This is a genomic window from Rhizobium sullae, assembly GCF_900169785.1.
Taxonomy (GTDB): Bacteria; Pseudomonadota; Alphaproteobacteria; order Rhizobiales; family Rhizobiaceae; genus Rhizobium; species Rhizobium sullae.
This window is the reverse complement of sequence record NZ_FWER01000003.1, coordinates 184843-207882: the sequence shown is the minus strand read 5'-3', so window position 1 is coordinate 207882 and position 23040 is coordinate 184843. Positions and strand designations below refer to the sequence as shown.

19 protein-coding genes and 1 pseudogene are annotated in these 23040 nt (G+C 61.2%); 16 read left to right on the top strand and 4 right to left on the bottom strand.

Going from position 1 to position 23040, the window contains the following annotated elements; all coding sequences use genetic code 11:
* Nucleotides 1-222: zinc ribbon domain-containing protein (locus tag BN1800_RS04660; protein ID WP_210191270.1), on the top strand; the 222-nt coding region annotated here is incomplete at its 5' end.
* Nucleotides 223-680: 458 nt separating this feature from the next.
* Here BN1800_RS04660 and BN1800_RS04650 read toward each other — a convergent pair.
* Nucleotides 681-2072 carry a multicopper oxidase family protein gene (locus BN1800_RS04650; RefSeq protein ID WP_086994947.1) on the bottom strand — a complete coding sequence of 464 codons (1392 nt, stop codon included), beginning with the start codon at nucleotides 2070-2072 and terminating at the stop codon, nucleotides 681-683.
* Nucleotides 2073-2330: 258 nt separating this feature from the next.
* Between BN1800_RS04650 and aspS the strand changes: the two genes are divergently transcribed.
* The gene (gene aspS, locus BN1800_RS04645) at nucleotides 2331-4121 is read left to right on the top strand and encodes an aspartate--tRNA ligase (protein WP_086994944.1); all 1791 of its coding nucleotides are present in this window, start codon (nucleotides 2331-2333) and stop codon (nucleotides 4119-4121) included.
* A gap of 227 nt (nucleotides 4122-4348) precedes the next feature.
* Here the strand turns inward: aspS and carA are convergent, their stop codons facing one another.
* Nucleotides 4349-5554 carry a glutamine-hydrolyzing carbamoyl-phosphate synthase small subunit gene (gene carA / locus BN1800_RS04640; protein WP_027508628.1) on the bottom strand — a complete coding sequence of 402 codons (1206 nt, stop codon included), beginning with the start codon at nucleotides 5552-5554 and terminating at the stop codon, nucleotides 4349-4351.
* Between the two features lie 274 nt (nucleotides 5555-5828).
* Here carA and BN1800_RS04635 point away from each other — a divergent pair, with 274 nt between their 5' ends.
* On the top strand, nucleotides 5829-6281 hold the full coding sequence (locus BN1800_RS04635) for a GatB/YqeY domain-containing protein (protein WP_086994941.1): 453 nt from the start codon (nucleotides 5829-5831) through the stop codon (nucleotides 6279-6281).
* Nucleotide 6282: 1 nt separating this feature from the next.
* On the opposite strand, the gene BN1800_RS04630 is transcribed toward BN1800_RS04635, so the two are convergent.
* The gene (locus BN1800_RS04630; protein WP_027508630.1) at nucleotides 6283-7140 is read right to left on the bottom strand and encodes a hypothetical protein; all 858 of its coding nucleotides are present in this window, start codon (nucleotides 7138-7140) and stop codon (nucleotides 6283-6285) included.
* Nucleotides 7141-7806: 666 nt separating this feature from the next.
* Here BN1800_RS04630 and dnaG point away from each other — a divergent pair.
* From dnaG to BN1800_RS04615, 3 genes are all read left to right on the top strand, one after another.
* Nucleotides 7807-9792, top strand: a complete 1986-nt coding sequence (gene dnaG, locus BN1800_RS04625) for a DNA primase (RefSeq protein ID WP_086994938.1) — start codon at nucleotides 7807-7809, stop codon at nucleotides 9790-9792.
* 14 nt (nucleotides 9793-9806) lie between these two features.
* Nucleotides 9807-11645, top strand: a complete 1839-nt coding sequence (recQ, locus tag BN1800_RS04620; protein ID WP_244564436.1) for a DNA helicase RecQ — start codon at nucleotides 9807-9809, stop codon at nucleotides 11643-11645.
* 98 nt (nucleotides 11646-11743) lie between these two features.
* A complete protein-coding gene (locus BN1800_RS04615; RefSeq protein ID WP_086994931.1) occupies nucleotides 11744-12205 on the top strand; it encodes a cupin domain-containing protein in 462 nt (153 codons plus the stop codon).
* A 60-nt stretch (nucleotides 12206-12265) separates the two neighbouring features.
* On the opposite strand, the gene BN1800_RS04610 is transcribed toward BN1800_RS04615, so the two are convergent.
* The gene (locus tag BN1800_RS04610) at nucleotides 12266-13036 is read right to left on the bottom strand and encodes an SDR family oxidoreductase (RefSeq protein ID WP_086994928.1); all 771 of its coding nucleotides are present in this window, start codon (nucleotides 13034-13036) and stop codon (nucleotides 12266-12268) included.
* A gap of 174 nt (nucleotides 13037-13210) precedes the next feature.
* Between BN1800_RS04610 and BN1800_RS04605 the strand changes: the two genes are divergently transcribed.
* The 10 genes and pseudogenes from BN1800_RS04605 (at nucleotide 13211) to BN1800_RS04565 (ending at nucleotide 23008) form a co-directional block, all read left to right on the top strand.
* Nucleotides 13211-13939, top strand: a complete 729-nt coding sequence (locus BN1800_RS04605; protein ID WP_086994925.1) for a class I SAM-dependent methyltransferase — start codon at nucleotides 13211-13213, stop codon at nucleotides 13937-13939.
* A 66-nt stretch (nucleotides 13940-14005) separates the two neighbouring features.
* Nucleotides 14006-15193, top strand: a complete 1188-nt coding sequence (locus tag BN1800_RS04600) for a glycine C-acetyltransferase (RefSeq protein ID WP_086994922.1) — start codon at nucleotides 14006-14008, stop codon at nucleotides 15191-15193.
* 21 nt (nucleotides 15194-15214) lie between these two features.
* Complete coding sequence (tdh, locus tag BN1800_RS04595; RefSeq protein ID WP_027508637.1) at nucleotides 15215-16252, top strand: L-threonine 3-dehydrogenase; 1038 nt, start codon at nucleotides 15215-15217, stop codon at nucleotides 16250-16252.
* Between the two features lie 6 nt (nucleotides 16253-16258).
* Nucleotides 16259-16606 (top strand): annotated as a pseudogene (locus tag BN1800_RS04590) (GFA family protein).
* A gap of 436 nt (nucleotides 16607-17042) precedes the next feature.
* Complete coding sequence (gene rpoD, locus BN1800_RS04585; RefSeq protein ID WP_027508638.1) at nucleotides 17043-19097, top strand: RNA polymerase sigma factor RpoD; 2055 nt, start codon at nucleotides 17043-17045, stop codon at nucleotides 19095-19097.
* Between the two features lie 220 nt (nucleotides 19098-19317).
* Nucleotides 19318-19611, top strand: coding sequence for a GYD domain-containing protein (locus BN1800_RS04580; RefSeq protein WP_022714277.1), 294 nt, complete (start codon nucleotides 19318-19320; stop codon nucleotides 19609-19611).
* Between the two features lie 170 nt (nucleotides 19612-19781).
* Nucleotides 19782-20927 (top strand): DUF930 domain-containing protein, encoded by a 1146-nt coding sequence (locus tag BN1800_RS04575; protein WP_086994919.1) that lies wholly within the window; start codon nucleotides 19782-19784, stop codon nucleotides 20925-20927.
* A gap of 83 nt (nucleotides 20928-21010) precedes the next feature.
* Nucleotides 21011-21175: a hypothetical protein gene (locus BN1800_RS41265; protein ID WP_179213741.1), complete on the top strand. Its 165-nt coding sequence runs from the start codon at nucleotides 21011-21013 to the stop codon at nucleotides 21173-21175.
* A gap of 64 nt (nucleotides 21176-21239) precedes the next feature.
* The gene (locus tag BN1800_RS04570; RefSeq protein WP_086994915.1) at nucleotides 21240-22046 is read left to right on the top strand and encodes an AraC family transcriptional regulator; all 807 of its coding nucleotides are present in this window, start codon (nucleotides 21240-21242) and stop codon (nucleotides 22044-22046) included.
* A gap of 71 nt (nucleotides 22047-22117) precedes the next feature.
* The gene (locus tag BN1800_RS04565; protein WP_086994911.1) at nucleotides 22118-23008 is read left to right on the top strand and encodes a DMT family transporter; all 891 of its coding nucleotides are present in this window, start codon (nucleotides 22118-22120) and stop codon (nucleotides 23006-23008) included.
* Nucleotides 23009-23040 lie beyond the last annotated feature (32 nt).

Below are 23040 nucleotides of genomic sequence, written 5' to 3'. Positions count from 1 at the left end.
TCGAACCGCTCCATGCTCGACGTCTCGCCGGGCGAGACCGTCAGGCAGATCGAATACAAGATGCGCCGGTCCGGCGGCGGCGTCTACTACGTCAACCCCGCCTACACCTCGCAGAGGTGTCACGCGTGCGGACACATCGAGGCGGCCAACCGTCCCGACAGGGACACGTTCCAGTGCCTCTCTGCGGCCACGCCGCCTGCGCCGACCACAATGCGGCGCTGAACATCCTTTACCTGGGCCGCAAGGCCCGAACCGGCGGACATCCGGAGATGGCCTGTGAATCGAACCCGGTTGCGGGTCGGAAGCAGGAAGAAGACGGTAGCAGTCCCCGCGCGAATGCGGCGTGATCAAGACCGGAAGCCCCGTCCTTCACGGCGGGGAGAAGTCACACGATGCTTCCTACAATTGCTGCGTTCGTTGGCGAGCATGGCAATCCAGCCTCCGGCGGCTACCATCGCAGGCAGAACAATGAAAGAGAAGATTTCGATACCGCTCACAGCGGGAGGCCTCTCAGTGTACGACTCTCTGCTAAAGGTAATGCAACTATGGCGGAAAGCTTTATGCAACATACAAAGAGAGGTCTCGTCATGCCGAAGATTCCCCTCGCCCTCTCCCTGCAAGCGGGGCGAGGGGACTTGCCTCGCCAAATGGCCTAGAAGGGCGGGGACGTTGCCGGCATCTTAAACAACCCGCACATAGCTCGTCATGCCCGTTTTCTGATGCTCGATGATATGGCAATGCAGCACCCAGTCGCCCGGATTGTCGGCGACGAAGGCGAGCTGGACCTTCTCGTCGGGTTGGACGAGATAGGTGTCGGAAACGAGCGGCATCACCTGTCGCGTCGAGGACGAAATAACGGTGAAGCTCATGCCGTGCAGATGGATCGGATGCAAGTGCGGCGTCACGTTCTCGAGCTGGAAGACGTAGCTCTTGCCGAGCTTCAGCTCGGCAATCGGAGCGGCCGAACCGGCAATGTCGCCCGGCCATGGCACCCTGTTGATCGCCCAGAAAGTGTAGCCCAGCGTGCCGCATATGCTGTCGGCGGATGCGTTTTCCGCCGTGGCGCTGAGCACCAGCGGGATCTTCTCGGCGGAGGACACATCGGCGTGCGGGACCGGATTGGCGGCAAGCGGGGCAAGGTCGCCCGCATTGCGTTTCAGAGACTGTCCGACGGCGCGCAGGCTGGCGATTGTTTTCGGCGCAGTCCCCCGAATATCCTCCAGAATCGCTACAGCGCCCTCGCTGTCCGGCATCCTGACGGCAAGATCCAGCCGCTGCCCGGGGCCGATCTGGAGCAGGTCAAGCGGAAAGCGCTGTGGCACCGGATTGCCGTCGATGGCAATCACCGTCGCCTCGGCGCCCTCCATCCGCAGCGAGAAGACGCGGGTGACATCTGTCACGGCGACGCGCAGGCGGACAAGGCCGCCGGCCGGCGCATCATATTGCGGCTCCTGCTGCCAGTTCGCGGTGCGCACTGTTCCGTAGGTGCCGGTCTTTGCCGCGTCGCGCGGACGGAAGGGCGCAATGAACTGCCCGTCTCCGCCGAGCCGCCAGTCGCGCAGGTTGAGCACGATTTCTGCATCGAATGCCGGATCGGCCGGATCCTCGACGACGATCGCGCCGGCCATGCCGCGCCCTATCTGTGTAAGCGTGTTGCAATGCGGGTGGTACCAGAAGGTGCCGGCATCCGGCGGCGTGAAGGCGTAGTCGAAGCTGTCGCCGGTATAGACGTAGGGCTGCGTCATGAAGGGCACGCCGTCCATCCGGTTGTCGATGCGCAGGCCATGCCAGTGGATCGTCGTCGGTTCGTCTAGAGCATTGGTCAGGCGCGCGGCATAGGGCCTGCCACGGGTCATGCGCAGCACCGGCGGTGGACCACCGTCGCCCCAGGTCATGACACCCCTCGTCGGCCCGGCAGCGGTCAGCGAAGCCTCGGTCTTCACCGCCCGCAGCACCCGCGGTTCGGGTGCCGAGCCGGCAAAGCCGAACTTGCCGGCGACAGCCATGCCGGCGCCATAAGCGCCGGCGATGGCGGACGCCTTCAGCAGATTGCGGCGGGTGAGTAGGGGCATCTGGCGCTCCGGCAACAACAATGGCGTCATCTTTAAAGTTGACTGCAGGTTTCATCAATAAAGAAGTGAAGGCTAAACTGCCGCAGTTGCCTTGCATTGGGCTTCCGAATAAACCACGCCAAAGTGCTGCTCGATGCGGCCCAAGCCTTGACAAATCGGACCGTCCATGCGCTTTTCCGCCCGATTTTCTTGTCGGCACCGGAGAGCCATTCGAGCCCCTTGCTGCCGTCTCAAGCCAAAATACCAGGATTAGACATTATGCATCGCTACCGCAGCCACACATGTGCAGCCCTCCGCAAGGCGGATGTCGGCTCGAATGTCCGGATTTCCGGCTGGGTCCACCGCGTTCGCGACCATGGCGGCCTTCTCTTTATCGACCTTCGCGACCATTACGGCATCACGCAGGTCGTTGCCGATCCGGATTCGCCGGCTTTCAAGATGGCGGAAACCGTTCGCGGCGAGTGGGTCATCCGCATCGACGGCCTCGTGAAGGCACGTACCGAAGACACCGTCAACAAGGCGATGGCGACTGGCGAGATCGAGCTTTACGCGCAGGAGATCGAAGTTCTCTCCGCCGCCAAGGAACTACCGCTGCCGGTCTTCGGCGAGCCGGACTATCCGGAAGACGTCCGCCTCAAGTACCGCTTTCTCGACCTTCGCCGCGAGACGCTGCACAAGAACATCGTCAAGCGCACCCAGGTCATCTCTGCCATGCGCCGCGAAATGGGCAATATCGGCTTCACCGAATATTCGACGCCGATCCTGACGGCCTCCTCGCCGGAAGGCGCACGTGACTTCCTGGTGCCGAGCCGCATCCATCCGGGCACCTTCTATGCCCTGCCGCAGGCGCCGCAGCTTTACAAGCAACTCTTGATGGTTGCCGGTTTCGACCGCTATTTCCAGATCGCACCCTGCTTCCGCGACGAAGACCCGCGTGCCGACCGCCTGCCGGGTGAATTCTACCAGCTCGACCTCGAAATGAGCTTCGTGACCCAGGAGGACGTCTGGAATGCCACGGGTCCGCTGATGACCAAGGTGTTCGAGGAGTTTGCCGAAGGTAAGCCGGTGACCCAGGAGTGGCCGCGCATTCCTTATGACGAGGCAATCCGCAAATACGGCTCCGACAAGCCGGACCTGCGCAACCCGATCGTCATGGAGGCGGTGACCGAACACTTCGCCGGTTCAGGCTTCAAGGTTTTCGCGAACATGATCGCATCCAACCCGAAGGTTCAGGTCTGGGCGATCCCGGCAAAGACCGGCGGCTCCCGCGCCTTCTGCGACCGCATGAACGCCTGGGCGCAGAGCCAGGGCCAGCCGGGCCTTGGCTACATCTTCTGGCGCAAGGAGGGCGACAAGCTCGAAGGCGCAGGCCCGCTTGCCAAGAACATTGGCGAAGAGCGCACGGATGCAATCCGTACCCAGCTCGGCCTCGATGACGGCGACGCCTGCTTCTTCGTCGCCGGCGAGCCGGACAAGTTCTACAAGTTCGCAGGCGAAGCACGCAACCGCGCCGCCGACGAGCTGAACCTCATCGACCGCGACCGTTTTGAGCTCTGCTGGATCGTCGACTTCCCGTTCTTCGAATGGAACGAGGAAGAGAAGCGGGTCGACTTCGCGCACAACCCCTTCTCCATGCCGCAGGGCGGCTTGGAGGCACTGCAGAACCAGGATCCGCTGACAATCAAGGCCTTCCAGTACGACGCCGTCTGCAACGGCTTCGAAATCGCTTCGGGCTCGATCCGTAACCAGTCGCCGGAACTGATGGTCGCCGCCTTCGAAAAGGTGGGCTTGAGCCAGCAGGACGTCGAGGATCGCTTCGGCGGTCTCTATCGTGCCTTCCAATACGGCGCGCCGCCGCATGGTGGCGCTGCCTTCGGCATCGACCGTATCGTGATGCTGCTCGTCGGCGCCAAGAACCTGCGCGAAGTGACGCTGTTCCCGATGAACCAGCAGGCGCAGGACCTCCTGATGGGCGCCCCGTCGCCGGCAACGCCGACGCAGCTGCGCGAACTGGCGATCCGGCCGATCCCGCCGATCAAGAAGGACTGAGTTCTTCGTAACGGAGTAAAACGCCCGCAGCCATGAAATGGCCCCCGAAAGTTGGACATCCACTTCGGGGGCGGCCGGCAACAATGAACGGCCGATCCCGCGCGCCGATCAGCGGCCGGACCACCGGACGCGGCCTATCAGCGCCGGCCGGCGCCGCAAAGAGCACGTCACGCAAAGGCAACTGTCTTGAGGGCATCCGGGCTTTTGACTTGGCCGTCAGGGGCGGTTCAACGCTCGGCGAGCGCTGCTTCACCTTTCTTCTCGCGCACCATGTTGATGAAGCGGCGGAAGAGGTAGTGGCTGTCCTGCGGGCCGGGGGAGGCTTCCGGATGGTGCTGAACGGAGAAGATCTGCTTGCCTGAAACACGTAGGCCGCAATTCGTGCCGTCGAAGAGAGAAACGTGAGTTTCTTCAATGCCTTCTGGCAATGACTTCGTGTCGACTGCGAAGCCGTGGTTCATCGAGACGATCTCGACCTTGCCGGTCGTATGGTCCTTCACCGGATGGTTGGCGCCGTGATGGCCCTGATGCATTTTTTCGGTCTTTGCGCCGAGCGCGAGGCCGAGCATCTGGTGGCCGAGGCAGATGCCGAAGACCGGGATGTCCGTTTTGATCAGCTTCTGGATCACCGGCACGGCATATTCGCCGGTTGCCGCCGGATCGCCCGGGCCGTTTGACAGGAAGATGCCGTCCGGCTGCATGGCAAGCACATCTTCGGCGCTCGTCGTCGCCGGAACGACCGTGACCTTGCAATCGAGGCCGGCAAAGAGGCGCAGGATGTTGCGCTTTACGCCGTAATCGAGGCAGACGACATGGTATTTTGTTTTGTCGGCGTTGAGTTCCGCGTAGCCTTCATTCCATATCCACGGCGTTTGAGCCCACTGCGACGACTGGCCGGAAGACGCGATCTTGGCGAGATCGAGGCCTTCGAGGCCGCTCCAGGCCTTGGCTTCCGCCTTCAGGGTTTCAAGGTCGAAGACGCCGTTCGGATCATGGGCAATGACCGCGTTCGGTGCGCCGTTCTCGCGGATCCAGGCGGTAAGCGCGCGCGTATCGACGCCGCAGAGGCCGATGACGCCACGGGCCTTCAGCCAGGTGTCGAGGTGCTTTGCGGCGCGGTAGCTGGAAGGCTCGGTGATGTCGGCCTTGAAGATGACGCCGACCGCGCCGTGGCGTGCTGCCGGCGTCAGGTCTTCGATGTCTTCGTCATTGGTGCCGATGTTGCCGATATGGGGGAAGGTGAAGGTAACGATCTGGCCGAGATAGGAGGGGTCGGTCAGGATTTCCTCGTAGCCGGTCAGCGCCGTATTGAAGACCACTTCGGCCTGAACCTTGCCGGTCGCGCCGATGCCCTTGCCTTCGATCACGGTTCCATCTGCCAGAACGAGCAGGGCGGTCGGCTTTTCGGTTGTCCAGGGTGCTGTCGCGGTCATCTTTATCCCGTTTCCGGCAGGTGTCGACGTCTCGGGGCCGTCAGACTGCCATTTGTGTTCGCAAGCGTATGAGCGCAGCTTGTCGCAGCGCATCTCAGGCCTGATCACGAATTTTGGTGCAGGTGGCGGTAGATAGCCGCGCTATGCCCCGGCGTCAATCTTTCTAGCGCGGATCGGTGGCCTTTTCCTGCGCTTTCTTACGCGAATCTCGCAATTTATTTGATCCCTGCCATCGGGCTGGTTTATGAAGCGCCATTCAACAGGAGTGAAGATAATGCTGCGCGATCAGCTCGCCACCGCGCTCAAGGACGCGATGAAATCCAAGAATGCCGAACGGCTCTCGACCGTCCGCCTGATCCAGGCGGCGATCAAGGACCGCGATATCGCCAATCGCGGCACAGGCAAAGGCGAGGCTTCGGACGACGAGATCCTGCAGATCCTCGCCAAGATGGTGAAGCAACGCGACGAATCGGCGAAGATCTACGAAGAGAACGCCCGTCCGGAACTCGCCGCCAAGGAACGTGCCGAAATCGTTGTCATCCAGGACTTCCTGCCCAAGCAGCTTTCGGAGCATGAAGTGCGGGCGAATGTCGCCGCGATCATCGAGGAAACCGGCGCAGAGGGGCCGAAGGACATGGGCAAGGTCATGGCGGCGCTCAAGGAGCGTTATGCCGGGCAGATGGACTTCGCCAAGGCGTCCGGCACAGTCAAGGAGCTGCTGAAGTAGGCTAAACAGCCGGGCCAAGCACCGCTTCGGCCGCGGCATCGACGACCGCGAACTTCGCGGCCTGATAATTCCAGTATTCGAGAATGAAGCCGCGCGAGAGCCAGAGATCGCCTTTGCGCGGCGGCGCTTCCCAGCCGACGCTCCCCATTTCGGCAGCCTGGGAAAGCAGGCGCTTCAGGTGCGTGTTCGAAATCATGAACTGCGCGCGGATTTCGCCGAGCGATACGGGACCAAGAGCGATCCGCTCCTTCGACCGGTCGAAGCCCGGCAGGCGCGTCATCAGATAATCCATGACCAGGCCTCCCGAATTTGCCCAGTTGAAGAGATTGAAGGTCTTGCCGGGATCGCGCACGGCATCGGTCTCGATGATCGCCTTGGCAATCAGCGGTTGAATTTTGCCGATGGTCGATGGGTCGGCACTTGCCCGTTCGACACGCTTTCCACCGTCGAGCCCATCGAGGATAAACAGATGGGCGAGCAGCCATTTCAGGAAATGTTGTTCGGCCGTTTCCGTCGGCTCAAGCAGCCGCGTGCGCCGATCGCTCTGCCCGATTGCCGGCCTCAGAAACCGATAGGCGAGCATTTCCTGCATGAAAGCGGCAGCGGTATTGCGGCTGGCGATCTTGTTGGCGACGACGAATTCCACAAAGCGGCCGGAATAAAGCCCCTTCGTCGTGCCGTCCGGATAGCCGTAGTGCAGCGCAAACCCGGCGTGCGCCATCAACCAGCGCTGCTGCGCGGCAAAGATCGAGGCAATGCGTGGGCTGTCGCGATAAATTGCAAGCATTTCATTGGCGCAGAGCAGTACCGCTTCAAAAAAACGATCATCGGCTGCAAGTTTTTCTGCGGTATTAGACATCGAACAATCCAGGCGGGCACACGTATTCCATCTGGCACGAAGGATGCGCCTGTCAATGTTACATTGCACAAGGATGCTGCAAAATTGCTTCGGTCAGTTAACCGGCAAGGTTAAAGCGCAAAATTAAAGAAGGCAGGAGCTGGGGGGTGCTCCTGCCTTCTTGCTCTTTGCTGTCGCTGGCGACGCGGGCCGAAACCCAAACCAGCGGCGTATTTGCAAAGGCACCCTTGCGAGGCGGCGCCGGGGGTAGGGATGGAGCCTCGCTCGGGGATCGCTTGTTGGGGTGGACGGTATTGCGGTGCGGCAGGGGATTCAAATTACAAAAATATAATAATTCGATCGCATGCTGCCTCTGCACCTGCGGATGACAGACAATGGTCGGGCGGTAGCCGCTTCTATCGTTCCCGGAATAATATCATAAAGTTTTGTTTTTAAAGATTTTTGTGAGATCCCTATTCCTGTCTGGAGAAATTGTGGAAACGAGGCGGCGCGCATCGTTGTGCACAATTGTCGCAGCCCGTCTCCCTGGTGGTTCAGGCTTTCTGTGATTGACATTCTTCGATGTACGCTGCGCGGCCAAAGCCTGTGAATAGCGCGTCTTTCCGTCAAAGTTCATGGCACGTTCCACCAAACCTGCGTATATGATGGTTGGTCACGAGGGTTCATATGCGCTTTTCCAATTCCTTTCTCGACGAGATACGCGACCGCGTCCAGATTTCGGATGTGATCGGCCGTCGTGTGAGCTGGGACAAGCGCAAGACCAACGTGCCGCGCGGCGATTACTGGGCCTGCTGCCCGTTCCACGGCGAAAAATCGCCGAGCTTTCATTGTGAAGACCGCAAGGGCCGCTATCATTGCTTCGGCTGCGGCGTCACGGGCGACCATTTCCGTTTTCTGACTGACCTTGAGGGCCTGAGTTTCCCCGAAGCCGTGCAGCAGATTGCCGATATGGCGGGCGTCGCGATGCCGATCGCCGACCCGGTGATGGAAAAGCGCGAGAAGGAGCGCGGCTCGCTTCAGGATGTGATGGAGCTTGCGACGCAGTTCTTCCAGGACCAGCTGCAGACGGCAAACGGCGCGCGGGCGCGGGCCTATCTTCGCGACCGCGGGCTGACGGGTCGGACAATCGACACCTTCCGTTTGGGCTTTGCGCCGGACAGCCGCAATGCGCTCAAGGAGTTCCTAGCGGGCAAGGGTGTGGTCAAGGAGCAGATCGAGGCCTGCGGCCTCGTCGTGCATGGCCCCGAGGTGCCAGTCAGCTACGACCGTTTCCGCGACCGCATCATGTTTCCCATCCTCTCGTCGCGGGAGAAGGTGATCGCCTTCGGCGGCCGCGCCATGTCGTCGGATGCGGCGGCGAAATATCTCAATTCCAATGAGACCGAGCTCTTCCATAAGGGCAACGTACTCTACAACTTCGCGCGCGCCCGGCGAGCGATCCAAGGTGCGGACGGCGCGCAGACCATCATCGTTGTCGAAGGTTACATGGATGTCATCGCGCTGCATCAGGCCGGCATCGAAAATGCCGTCGCGCCGCTCGGCACGGCCCTTACCGAGAACCAGCTCGAGCTGCTTTGGAAGATGACGCCGCAGCCGGTACTCTGCTTCGACGGTGACGGCGCCGGCATCCGCGCGGCCAACCGCGCCGGGGATCTGGCCCTGCCGCACCTGAAACCCGGCCGAACCTTGCGTTTTGCGCTGCTGCCCGACGGGAAGGATCCTGACGACCTCGTGCGCCATGACGGCCGCGCGCCGTTCGACAAGGTGATGAGCCAGGCAAATGCGCTGGCCGAAATGCTCTGGAGCCGCGAGATCAACACGGGCAAATTCGATACGCCGGAAGCGCGCGCCGAACTCGAAGCGCGCCTGAAGCAGATGGTTGCTGTCATCGCCGACGAAAATGTCCGCCGCCATTATCAGCAGGATATCCGCGACAGGCTAAAGGCATTCTTCCAGCCGCAATTCCAGAACCGCGGAGGCGAACGCCGGAGCTTCGATCGTGGCGGTCGGCCGGGTGGGCGTGGCGGGCAGCAGGAGGCGCGGGGTGCGCGCATCTCCGGCGGCGGTATTTCCGAGCGCCTTGCGCGATCGGGCCTCGTGCGCGGACATCAGGAAATTCCGGCGTTACGGGAAAGCGTGCTCGCCCTCACTATCGTCAATCATCCGGCGCTGATGCAGGACGAGTATGACGAAATCGCTTCGATCGACTACGACAATCGCGAGCTTCAGCGCCTCTGGTCCGGCGTGCTGGGCGCTGCGGCGGCAGTCGCCGCACAGCATCTGACGCGCGAATATCTGATCGAGCGCCTGGAGGAGCAGGGCTTCGGCGCGCTCCTCAAAGGCCTGGAGCAGCAGATCCGCAACGCCCGCCTCTGGATCGCGACGGAGGAGGCGGCTATGGAGGATGCCCGTGAGGGCTACCGCCAGGCGCTTGCCTTCCACAAGCGCACCAAGGCGTTGCGCTGGCAGAAGATCGAGCTCGAACGCGAGATCGCCGAGGCAACGGAAGCCGGGGACGGCGACGTCATCGACCAGCTGATGCGCGCGCTGCAGGAAGTCCATTTCGAAGGCCTTCGGCTGGAAAACCAGGAAGCCATCATCGATGGCTTCGGCGTGCTTTCCGGCCGCGTCAAAGGCGCGGCAAGCCATTGATGGACGGCGGCGACATGGCATTTTCGGCCACAGGCGCGCTCTTCGGCAGCCGGGATCCGCTCGATATCCTGAAGCGCGTCTATGGCTACCCGGCATTTCGGGGCAAGCAGCAGCAGGTGATCGAACAGGTCGTGGCGGGCGGCGATGCTGTCGTGCTCTTTCCGACGGGTGCCGGCAAGTCGCTCTGCTTCCAGATCCCGGCGCTCTGCCGCGACGGCCTCGGCGTCGTCGTTTCGCCGCTGATTGCCCTGATGCGCGATCAGGTGGAGGCGATGAGGCAGCTCGGCATCCGCGCCGCCGCGCTCAATTCGTCGATTTCGCGAGAGGAATATGCGGACATCCGCCGGGCGCTTTCTTCCGGTGCGCTCGACATGCTTTATGTCACGCCTGAACGCATCCTGATGGACGGTTTTCGCGATATCATCGGCAGGGCGAGGATCGCGCTCTTTGCGATCGACGAAGCCCATTGCGTCTCGCAATGGGGTCATGATTTCCGCCCGGAATATCGCCAACTCGGCAGGCTTGCGGAACATTATCCCGGCGTGCCGCGCATCGCTTTGACGGCGACCGCAGATCCGCATACGCGCGACGACATCATAGAGCGGCTGGCGCTGAACAACGCCAAGGTCTTCACCACCAGTTTCGATCGCCCGAATATTGCATACGAGATCGTCGAGCGCGATCAGCCGCGCCAGCAGCTGCTACGCTTCCTCTCGGGCCACAAGGGCAATAGCGGCATCGTCTATTGCCTGTCGCGCGCCAAGGTCGATGACACGGCAGATTGGTTGAACGGACAGGGCATTCGCGCACTGCCGTATCATGCCGGCATGGACCGGGCACTGCGTGACGCCAATCAGGATGCCTTCCTGAAAGAGGAAGAACTCTGCCTCGTCGCCACCGTCGCTTTCGGCATGGGAATCGACAAGCCGAATGTGCGTTATGTCGCCCATCTCGACCTGCCAGGCTCCGTCGAGGCCTATTATCAGGAAACCGGCCGCGCCGGGCGCGACGGCCTGCCGTCGGAGGTCTGGATGGCCTATGGCATGGCCGACGTCATCCAGCGCCGCCGCATGATTGATCAGGGCAGTGCGGCAGATGAGATCAAACGCATCGAACGCGGCAAGCTCAATGCGCTGCTCGCCATCTGCGAAACGGCTTCCTGCCGCCGCCAGGCGATCCTTGGGCATTTCGGCGAGGCGCATGCTGGCAATTGCGGCAGCTGCGATACCTGCCTGAAGCCTGTCGAAACCTGGGACGGGACGGAAGCGGCGATCAAGGCGCTTGCCGCCGTCTATCGCACCGGCGAGCGTTTCGGCACCGGCCACGTGATCGATGTGCTTCTCGGCAATATCAATGAAAAGACGGAGCGCTTCGGCCATGTCGACATGCCGGTCTTCGGCGCAGGCAAGGATATCCCGGCCCGCGTCTGGCAATCCGTCTTCCGCCAGCTTCTTGCCATGGGTCTGACCCGCGTCGATCATGACGCCCATGGCGCTATCAAACTGGAGCTGGATGCCCGCGCCGTCTTCAAGCATGAACGCCAGGTCTTCTTCCGCAAGGACCGCCCGGCCTCGGAGCGCCGCACCAAGAAAGCCGAACGTAGCGAGCGCCGCTCCGGCCTTTCCGGCGCCGACGGCATTCTGTTCGAGGCCCTTCGGGCGGAGCGGACATCGATCGCCAAATCCCTCGGCGTTCCGCCCTATGTCGTCTTCCCCGATACGACGCTGATCGCCTTCGCCACCGAACGGCCGCGCAGCCGCAAGGAACTGCTTGGCATATCCGGCGTGGGGCAATCGAAGCTTGAGCGCTATGGCGACGCGTTTCTGGACGTCATTCTGGCCCACGACGAGTAGACCGGAATGAGGCGGTTGCATATGCTGGCCTAATGCAATCGGGTGATATTCTGCGCGCCGGACCTCTGATATGTTTTTCCTAAAGTTCGGGGGCTTCGATGACAACTTTCAATAAAGCGGTGGTTTCGTTGCCCGGGCGTGAACGGATTGCCAGGCATCTGCATGACGGGCAGGTCTTCATACATGCGACGGCAGAAGAAACGGGTGGCGTGCTCGGCATGTGGGAGACATTTTCGGCGCCCGGCACAGGACCGGGGCCGCACATGCATACGCGGGAGACTGAGGTTTTCCGCGTGATTGCTGGAGCCTATCGTTTCTGGTGCGGCAACGAGGTAATCGATGCGCCGGTAGGCACCACGGTCGTTCTGCCGCCGAACGTGCCGCATGCGTGGAAAAACATCAGCGATGCCCCAGGGCGCATGATGGCCGTCGTAACGCCCGGTGGTTTCGAACATTTCTTCATGGAGCTCGAACGCACCGGCGCCAGCACGCCGGAGGCCATCCTTTTGATCCAGCAACGTTTTGGCCTCATGGACGTCGAAATCGAAGCCGAACTCTAGGATCGGGACCGGCATTTTGCGGTCCACCGCCGGGCGAAGGCCAGCCGGAGGAGCAAGCTTTCACATCCTGACAGTCATGCCGCCATCGACGATCAGGACATGGCCGTTGACGAAGGAGGCGGCGTCGCTGGCAAGGAAGAGGGCGGCACCGGCGATCTCGTCCGGCCGCCCCCAGCGCTGGACCGGGATCCGCTGCCTAACGAATGGCATCAGCTCTTCGTTCGCCGCCATCGCCGCGTTCGTTTCCGTCGCGAACCAACCGGGCGCAATGGCATTGCTGGTGATGCCATGTGGGCCGAATTCCACTGCCATCCCCCGCATCAGACCGGTCAGTCCCTGTTTTGCAGCGGGATAGACGCAGTCGCCGGGAAGAGCGACGTGGCCGCTGATCGACGTCACTGAAATCAGCCGCCCATGGTTGTGCCGCTTCATCAGCCTGGCGGCATCCCGGGAGAGCGTCATCGCAGCGGCCAGATCCGTTTGGAGGAGGTGGAGGATCGCTTCGTCTTCGAAATCGGCAAGCGGGCGTCTGTCGCGGGTGCCGACATTGTTGATCAGGATGTCGAGCCGGTCGTGGTTCATTTCGATATCGATCATCGCTGCGCGCTGCGCATCGCGGTCGGCCACATCGAAAGCGGCAGCCTCGGCACTGCCGCCGGACGCCCGGATGGCCTCGACGGCTTCGTCGAGCGTTGCAGCCGTCCGTCCGTTAACGAGGACATGCGCCCCGGCATCAGCAAGCTCCCGCGCCATCTCGAACCCCAGCCCGCGCCCTGCGCCGGTGACGAGGGCGATCCGGCCTCTCAGGGAGAATCGTTGGAAAATGCTCATAGCTCTCTCCATGCTGAAAGCGATATCCGTTCGCCGCCGGCTCCAATAATGGACTGAGTCAAGTAATTTTGGCAATAGTGTGAGGATGGAGAATGCATTTATCGAGATTGCCGGAGGCCTGATCCTTGAGATCGGGGCGTGGCCGTTTATAAGGATCGGCCGGGAGGCTGCCCGATGACGCAGAACATTTACGACAAGCCTGAATTCTTCGAAGGCTACAGCAACATGCGCCGGTCCGTGCTCGGGCTCGAGGGAGCCGCCGAATGGCCAGCGGTCCGCGCGCTTCTGCCGGATCTTTCCGGCAAGCGTGTCGTCGACCTCGGCTGCGGCTTCGGCTGGTTTTCGCGTTATGCCGTGGAGCGGGGCGCGGCAGGCGTGCTGGCTCTCGACATATCCGAAAAGATGATCGCCCGCGCGAACGCGGATAACGGCCATGCGGCGATCACGTACCAGATCTCGGACCTCGAGCACCTGCAACTGCCGAAGGCGGTCTTCGATTTCGCCTACAGTTCGCTTGCACTTCATTACATCGAGAACTTCGCGCAGGTGATTGCGACCATCCATCGCAGCCTCGTTCCCGGCTCGCAATTCGTCTTCACAATCGAGCATCCGATCTACATGGCGCCCACCCGCCCGACCTGGACGACAGATGCCGAAGGGCGGCGCATCTGGCCGCTCGCCAGCTATTCGTTGGAGGGCAGCCGCACCACCGACTGGCTCGCTAGAGGCGTCGTCAAACAGCACCGGAAGCTCGGGACGACGCTGAACACGCTGATCGGCGCCGGCTTTGCCATCCGCCATGTGGAGGAATGGGCACCGAATGCCGAGGAACTCGCGGCCAATCCCGACTGGGCCGAGGAGCTCGACCGGCCGATGTTCCTACTGATTTCCGCCGAGCGTTGAGCGAGACAAGCCTTCGTCGATGTGCTACTCGACCGCCAACGGGAAGTATCAGAAGAAAGGCAGCCAATGACCTCGCAGTTTCTCTCCCATCTGCGCTCCGAGATTTCGGCCCTCAAAGACGCCGGGCTCTACAAGGCCGAGCGGGTCATCACGTCCAAGCAGGCCGGTGAAATCGCCGTCGCATCCGGCGAGCGCGTGCTGAACTTCTGCGCCAACAACTATCTCGGTCTTGCGGATAACGAAGAACTTACGGAAGCCGGAAAGAAGGCGCTCGACCGCTATGGCTACGGCATGGCCTCCGTGCGCTTCATCTGCGGCACGCAGGAAGAGCATAAGCAGCTCGAGGCGCGCATTTCGTCGTTCCTTGGCATGGAGGATACGATCCTTTATTCGTCCTGCTTCGATGCCAATGGCGGCCTGTTCGAGACCCTGCTTGGCGAAGAAGATGCGATCATCTCCGATGCGCTGAACCATGCCTCGATCATCGACGGCGTGCGGCTCTCCAAGGCCCAGCGCTTCCGCTATGCCAACAATGACATGAAGGCGCTCGAAGAGGAGCTAAAAAAGGCCGAAGGCAGCCGCTTCAAGATGATCGCCACTGACGGCGTCTTCTCTATGGACGGCATAATCGCCAATCTTCAGGGTGTTTGCGATCTCGCCGAGAAATACGGCGCGATGGTCATGGTCGACGACAGCCATGCCGTCGGTTTCGTCGGCAAACACGGCCGTGGCTCGCCGGAATATTGCGGCGTTGAGGGCCGGATCGACGTCATCACCGGCACGCTCGGCAAGGCGCTCGGCGGCGCTTCGGGCGGCTATACTTCGGCAAGGGCCGAGGTCGTCGAATGGCTGCGTCAGCGCTCGCGGCCCTATCTCTTCTCGAACACGCTCGCTCCGGTAATTGCCGCCGCCTCGCTGAAGGTCTTCGACCTGATCGAGAACGGCAATGCGTTGCGCGACAAGCTTTCGTCCAATGCCTCGCTCTTCCGTTCAGAGATGACCAAGCTTGGCTTCACGCTGGCGGGTGAGGGGCATCCGATTATCCCCGTCATGCTCGGCGATGCCAAGCTCGCCCAGGATATGGCGGCTCTGATGCTGAAGAAGGGCGTTTACGTGATCGGCTTTTCCTTCCCCGTCGTACCCAAGGGCCAGGCACGCATCCGCACGCAGATGTCAGCCGCGCATTCGAAGGCGGATGTTGAGCGCGCGATTGCGGTTTTCGCTGAGGCTGGACGGGAACTCGGAGTCATTTAAGGGGTTGGGGGGAGTCAGATCATGTCGAACATGATGAAGGCGCTGGTCAAGTCGAAACCCGAGGTCGGGCTCTGGATGGAAAACGTGCCGGTGCCTGAGGTCGGACCGAACGACGTTCTGATCCGCGTGAAGAAGTCGGCAATCTGTGGCACCGATGTTCACATCTGGAACTGGGATCAGTGGGCGCAGAAGACCATTCCGGTGCCGATGGTAGTCGGTCATGAGTTCTGCGGCGAGATCGCCGAGATCGGCTCTGCCGTCACCAAATACCATGTCGGTGAGCGGGTCTCTGGCGAGGGCCATATCGTCTGCGGCAAGTGCCGCAACTGCCGCGCGGGAAGGGGGCATCTCTGTCGCAACACGCTTGGCGTCGGCGTCAACCGTCCCGGCTCCTTCGCTGAGTTCGTCTGCATTCCGGAAAGCAATGTTGTGCCGATACCGGACGACATTCCCGATGAGATCGCCGCAATCTTCGATCCCTTCGGTAATGCGGTTCATACTGCGCTCTCCTTCGACCTCGTCGGCGAGGACGTGCTTGTGACCGGCGCCGGCCCGATCGGCATCATGGGCGCGCTGGTGGCCAAGCGTTCCGGCGCCCGCAAGGTCGTCATCACCGACATCAACCCGCATCGGCTGGATCTGGCGCGCAAGCTTGGCATCGACTACGTCGTCGATGCATCGAAGGAGAATCTTGCCGACGTCATGAAGGCGATCGGCATGACAGAGGGTTTCGATGTCGGCCTGGAAATGTCGGGGGCGGCACCCGCCTTCCGCGACATGATCGACAAGATGAACAATGGCGGCAAGATCGCCATCCTTGGCATTGCGCCGGCCGGCTTCGAGATCGACTGGAACAAGGTGATCTTCAAGATGCTGAACCTGAAGGGCATCTACGGCCGCGAGATGTTCGAGACGTGGTACAAGATGATCGCCTTCGTGCAGGGCGGCCTCGATCTGTCGCCGGTCATCACGCACCGCATCAAGATCGACGAATTCCGGGACGGCTTCGAGGCGATGCGCTCGGGCAATTCCGGCAAGGTCGTGATGGATTGGAATTAAGGGACGATGATCTACCAAGGAAGTCGCCACTGCGGCAAGATCGCATTCGAGGTGGACAGAGACCTCAAGCAGGGCGATTGATTGCAATTGCTCGCTCTGCCGCCGGGGGGCGGCCTGCTTGCTTTCGTTCCGCATGACACGCTGAAGCTGCAGACGCCGGAAGAAGACCTGTCGACCTGTACTTTCAACAACCACGTCATCAAACATTACTTCTGCACCAACTGCGGTAATCCACCCTTCGGTGAAGGCGTTCTGCCGAACGGCGATCCCATGGCATCGATCAATCTCCGTTGTATTCCTGTGATCGATCTCGGTTCTCTGGAAATCGTGCCTTACGATGGTGTGTCCCGATAGCTGCGGGCTGCATGTATCCTGGCAACGGCAGTGGAAAACGCCTGCTGCCGTGGCAAGAATTCTCGCTCCCCTTGTCTTCTTGCGGTGACATCCTATCTAAGCGAAGCAATCGCTTGAGCGGTTCCTAGCCTGTGGATAAGGCTTTTTCCGTGTTTTCGGCGGCTTTTTTACTAGAAAAGCTTGACGAGAACTAAAAATGTGGGAATCACCGTTCGACTTGAAAAGCGGTGAACTGGGTCGAGGCGGATCGCACATAATCATGGCCGGAAATTTCGAAGCACTAAAGCTCTGTCGTCCGGCATCAGCGATCGTGGTTAATCAGGCTTTAAAGCTCATCCCGTTAGGTGGATAAGGTGATTCGAGGCTTGGGTTCTACCCAGGCTTCGGGCCGTTCATCGCAGCGAGTTTGAATAGCGTCAGGAAGGCGACGATATAAATGGCAACCAAGGTCAAAGAGAACGAAGAAGCGGAAGTCGAACGCGACGGCGCATCCGACGGCCCTCTTCTCGATCTTTCCGATGACGCGGTCAAGAAAATGATCAAGGCCGCGAAGAAGCGCGGCTACGTGACGATGGACGAGCTGAATGCCGTTCTTCCGTCCGAAGAAGTGACGTCCGAGCAGATCGAAGACACGATGGCGATGCTGTCCGATATGGGCATCAATGTCGTCGAAGACGAGGAAGCCGAAGAGGCAAGCCCGGGCGGCGGTGACGACGACGACGCGGGCGGTGACGAGGAGAGCGAAGGCGGCGAACTCGCGCCTTCCGGCGGCACCGCGCTCGCAACGGCGAAGAAGAAAGAGCCGACGGATCGTACGGACGATCCGGTGCGCATGTACTTGCGCGAGATGGGTTCCGTCGAGCTTCTGTCGCGCGAAGGCGAAATCGCCATCGCCAAGCGCATCGAGGCCGGCCGCGAAACCATGATCGCCGGGCTCTGTGAAAGCCCGCTCACCTTCCAGGCGCTCATCATCTGGCGCGACGAACTGAACGAGGGCACGACCCTGCTTCGCGAGATCATCGATCTCGAAACGACCTATTCCGGTCCGGAAGCCAAGGCCGCCCCGCAGTTCCAGAGCCCGGAAAAAATCGAGGCTGACCGCAAGGCTGCCGAAGAGAAGGAAAAGACCCGGCGCATGCGCTTCGGCGACGACGACATCACCGATGTCGGCGGCGAGGGCTTGCCCGCGGAAGAAGAGGAAGAGGACGAGGACGAATCCAACCTCTCGCTCGCAGCCATGGAAGCGGAACTGCGTCCGCAGGTCATGGAGACGCTCGACCTCATCGCCGAGACCTATAAGAAGCTGCGCAAGCTGCAGGACCAGCAGGTCGAGCAACGTCTTGCCGCGACCGGCACGCTGTCTTCCGCCCAGGAGCGCCGTTACAAGGAGCTCAAGGACGAGCTGATCAAGGCCGTCAAGTCGCTGTCGCTGAACCAGAACCGCATCGAGGCGTTGGTCGAGCAGCTTTACGACATCAACAAGCGCCTCGTGCAGAACGAGGGCCGCCTGCTGCGTCTGGCCGAATCCTACGGCGTCAAGCGCGACAGCTTCCTGGAGCAGTACCAGGGCGCCGAGCTCGATCCGAACTGGATGAAGTCGATCGGCAATCTGGCTGCGCGCGGCTGGAAGGAATTCGCCAAGGGCGAAAACACGACGATCCGCGACATCCGCCAGGAGATCCAGAACCTCGCTACGGAAACCGGCATTTCGATATCGGAATTCCGCCGCATCGTGCACATGGTGCAGAAGGGCGAGCGCGAGGCGCGCATCGCCAAGAAGGAAATGGTCGAAGCGAACCTTCGCCTCGTCATCTCCATCGCCAAGAAGTACACGAACCGAGGTTTGCAATTCCTCGACCTCATTCAGGAAGGCAATATCGGCCTGATGAAGGCGGTCGATAAGTTCGAGTACCGCCGCGGCTACAAGTTCTCGACCTATGCGACGTGGTGGATCCGTCAGGCGATCACCCGCTCGATCGCCGACCAGGCCCGCACGATCCGCATTCCGGTGCACATGATCGAGACGATCAACAAGATCGTCCGCACCTCGCGCCAGATGCTGCATGAGATCGGCCGCGAGCCGACGCCGGAGGAACTGGCTGAGAAGCTTGCGATGCCGCTTGAAAAGGTCCGCAAGGTCCTGAAGATCGCCAAGGAGCCGATTTCGCTCGAAACCCCTGTGGGCGACGAAGAGGATTCACACCTCGGCGATTTCATCGAGGACAAGAACGCGCTGCTGCCGATCGACGCTGCGATCCAGGCGAACCTGCGCGAAACGACGACGCGTGTTCTGGCATCGCTCACGCCGCGCGAAGAGCGCGTGCTGCGCATGCGCTTCGGCATCGGCATGAACACCGACCATACGCTTGAGGAAGTCGGCCAGCAGTTCTCGGTTACCCGAGAACGTATCCGCCAGATCGAAGCGAAGGCGCTGCGCAAGCTGAAGCATCCGAGCCGCTCCAGAAAGCTCCGCAGCTTCCTGGACAGTTAAAGCCGTACCGGCTGCGATGCAGCCGTGCGGTGACCGATCGATGATAGGAGAGCCGGGTTGGTCCCGGCTCTTTTCTTTTTGGGCCATCCGACATTTCGTCGCTTTCCGCGCGCCTCAATGGTATAGTCCGGAGGATACGGGGGACGGGACCGGCCGCAGCGCGTGAGCGAAGGTCGCCACATACCTGCGTGGACCAAAACCCTCCGTAGGGAGGTGTGGAATGACCACTTACGTCATGCTTATCAATTGGACGGATCAAGGCGTTCGCAGTGCACGCGACTCGGCAAAAAGGCTGGACGCGGCAAAGAAGGCGCTCGGCGAGATGGGCGGCTCCTTCAAGGATTTCTTTCTGACGATGGGTGAATACGACATGGTCTCCATATGCGAGGCGCCGGACGACGCCGTGATGGCGCGGTTCACGTTGCAGCTTGCGACGGCCGGCAATGTTCGCACGAAAACGCTGAAGGCGTTTCCGGAGGCTGCCTATCGCGAAATCATAGGCTCGCTCGGCTAACCGTGGCGATCGGCCTGCGAATCGCAGCCTCGTAAAGGTGAAAAGATATGGAGCATCCGCCGTGCGGCCTTCGCTTGGTCGCGCGGCAAAGCACTTTTTTGTTTTACGGCTTGATGCTGCCTCCTTAAAAGGCCACATCCGTACCTTATCGGAGAGCATCATACGCGGGCATGCAGAAGATCGTCGGAAAGCGCTGGAGAGAAATCAGTTGGGGTGTCACAGCCTCGATCGCGCTGCATATTGCCGTCGTTGCGTTTTTCCTGGTGAAGCTGCCCGAGAAGGCTCCGCAGCCGCCAGAAGAGGAGACGGTGAACGTCGATCTCGTGCCTCCGCCGGACGAGGAAAAACAGCCGGAGGAGAAGAAGGCCGAAGAAAAGAAGGTGGAAGAACAAAAGCCGGCTGAGAAGCCTCCCGAACTGCCGAAGATCGAGGAGAAGGCCGAGCAGAAACCGCCGGCGCCACCACCACCTCCGCCGCCCCCACCACCTCCGGCGCCGCCGGAAGCCAAGCCGGAAGAAAAGCCGTCCGAACCGCCGAAGTCTGAAGCCAAGAACGATTCTGCCGACAAGGACGGGAAGGGACAGAGCATGCCAGTTCTCAGACCCGTCTTCGAATACGGCGACAAGGATAGCGGCCCGCGCAAATCCGAAACGGGCAATGCTTCAGCGGAAGCAGGCAAGCCACCGGTGACTCCGCCGGACGAGCCGAGACCCGAGGAGCCGGAACCGGCCGAGACGGTTGCAGCAAAGCCGCCCGTCGCCGGCAAACCACCGGCAAATCCGGTGCCGGACGACGTCCAACTGCCGCAGGTGGATATCTCCGCTGTCAATCCGGAGAAGAACGGACCTGCGGCTGGCGCGGAAAACGGCTCCAAGACCGGCTTCGAACAGACAAAGCTCGCGGACAAGCCGAACACCGATCAGACGGAAGTGGCGAAGGTTGAAAAGCCCACAAAGCTAAAGGAAGCAAAGACGCTCTTTTCGCAGAATGCAACCGACGATCCCGTGGCAAAAACCGCCATGGGCAACCTGCCGCGCAGCAGGCGGGCCGCCCAGCTTTGCAGTACCGAGCTTCGCGAGCAGCTGGTTCACGGCTCGCCCCCCTACAATCCGGTGATCGTCCCAGCCTATGCGCTACCGCGCGGCACGAAGCTGGACGTTCGGCGTGGCGCTTTCCGCACGCGCGAGGGCTGGTATGACGTTCAATTCCGCTGCGAGGTCGATGAAGGAGTGACCAAGATCGTGTCCTTCGCCGTCGATGTCGGCGATCCGATTCCAAGCAGCCAGTGGCGGAGCCGCGGCTTCCCGGAATACTGATGGCGCCGGCTACGTCAGCCCTGCGCAAGTGACTTCTCGTAATCCTGCTTACATCGCTGAATGTTCCGGTGAATGAAAGGACGATGATGTCGAACGAAATCCAGCACTTCTTTGAAACACAAGACGAGGCCGTGAGCTTGGCGTTCCTCGAAAACAAGGGTGATGAGCTGACCGATATTCTGGTCGCTGCGCTCGAAGACGCCCTGAAAATTCTCTCCAACGAAATCCGGCCTGAAACCCTTCACTGATCTCGGTAAAGATGTTGCGTGCTTCGCCTGCCGCTGGCAGAGTCCGGCCGGAAGGAGACGCTGCGTGGCCAAAAGTCAGTTCACGATGCGCCGTTCGGCGATTGCCGGGGTGGAGGCGGTGGAGGCGGAAACGCGCCACAGTTTCGCGCGGCATACGCATGAACAATTCGGCATCGGCCTGATTATCTCCGGCGCGCAGAAGTCGCTGAGCGGGCGCGGCATGGTCGAGGCGGAAGCAGGTGACCTCATCACCGTCAATCCGAACGAGGTCCATGACGGCGCGCCGATCGGGGAGGGTCGGTCGTGGAGCATCCTTTATTTTGATCCGACGATCATCAGCGATCTCATGCAGGACGCTGGCGAGGGCAGGGCGATGCGCTCGGAAATTCCGCGCCCCGTTATTCAAAATGCCACCCTTACAGCGCGTTTCGCAAGCCTCTTTGCCGCAATCACCAGCGGCTCCACGCAGGATGACCTTGCACGCGAAGAACTGCTCCTTGGCGTTGTTGCGGATGTGATGCGCGAACAGCCGATGCCGGAAGTGGCGCGCATGGCGCCGGCCGCGATCCACAAGGCGCAAAGCCTGATCGACGATGATCCTCTCGCCAACGTCTCGCTCGCCGATCTTGCGCGAGAAAGCGGCCTCAGCCGGTTTCAGGTGCTGCGCGGTTTCGCAAAGGCGACCGGCATGACGCCGCATGCCTATCTCGTCCAGGCCCGCATTCACATGGCGCGCCGTCTGATCGCTTCCGGCATGCCGCTTGCCGAGGCAGCCTTTGCCAGCGGCTTTGCCGACCAGAGTCACATGACACGTGTCTTCACCGCCAAATACGGCCTGTCGCCGCGTGTCTATGCCAGGGCGCTTGCCTGACGAACTGCAATTTCGTTCAAGAAGCTTCGCCGTCTTTGCGGTTCTCTCCGTTCATCGAAACGGAGGATCCCATGACAAGAGCATTTCAGGGCTACATCTATCTGACGCTGGCGATGATCACCGTCGGCAGCACGGTGATCGCCAGCAAGATCATCGCGTCCGGCCTTGCGCCGTTCACGGCGACGGCGCTGCGTTTCGCCGCAGCCTTCCCCTTTTTCCTGATTTTGATGCATCTCACTCGATCGCGGCTGCCGAGGGTGTCGCGCCACGACTGGCTTATCCTCGTGACGCAGGCAGGGGCGGGCAGCGTCGGCTATACGACGCTGCTGATCTCGGGTCTGCAGTTGACGTCGGCGGCAAATGCCGGCGTCATCATTGGCACGCTGCCGGTCGTCTCGGCGGTGATCTCGATCCTCATTCTCGGCGAAAGGCCGCATCGCTTCCTGCTGGTTGCCATCGCGCTCGCCGCTTTCGGCGTATTCTCGATCGCGGTGACGCCGGGTGCATCCGCAGGCGGCTCGCTGGCAGGCAATGCGCTGATCCTCGGCGCCGTCGTCTGCGAAGGGTTGTTCATCCTTCTCAACAAGCGCATGCGGACCGAAATCCCGCCGCTCACGCAGTCATCGCTGATGACCGGCATCGGTTTCCTCGTTGCCGGTATTCCGGCTCTCTTCGAAAACCATGCCGCAAGCGGGTTTTCCGCAGCGGCGCTTTCGGCCGTTCTCTACTATGCGCTGGTGCCGACTGTCGGCGGCTTCATTTTATGGTACGCAGGCGCCGAGCGCGTCAGCGGCAGCGAGGCTTCGCTGTTTACGGCGATCGCCCCGGTCTCAGCCGTCATCCTCGCTTTCGTGCTGCTCGGCGAACCGGTCGGCCTCCATCAGATTTTCGGCGTCGCCTGCGTGCTTGCCGCAATCCTGGGGCTCGGGTTTTCCGCACTTGTCCGGGTGCGGCGCGCGTGACGGCGCCCCTTGGGAAGCGCCAGACACGACCC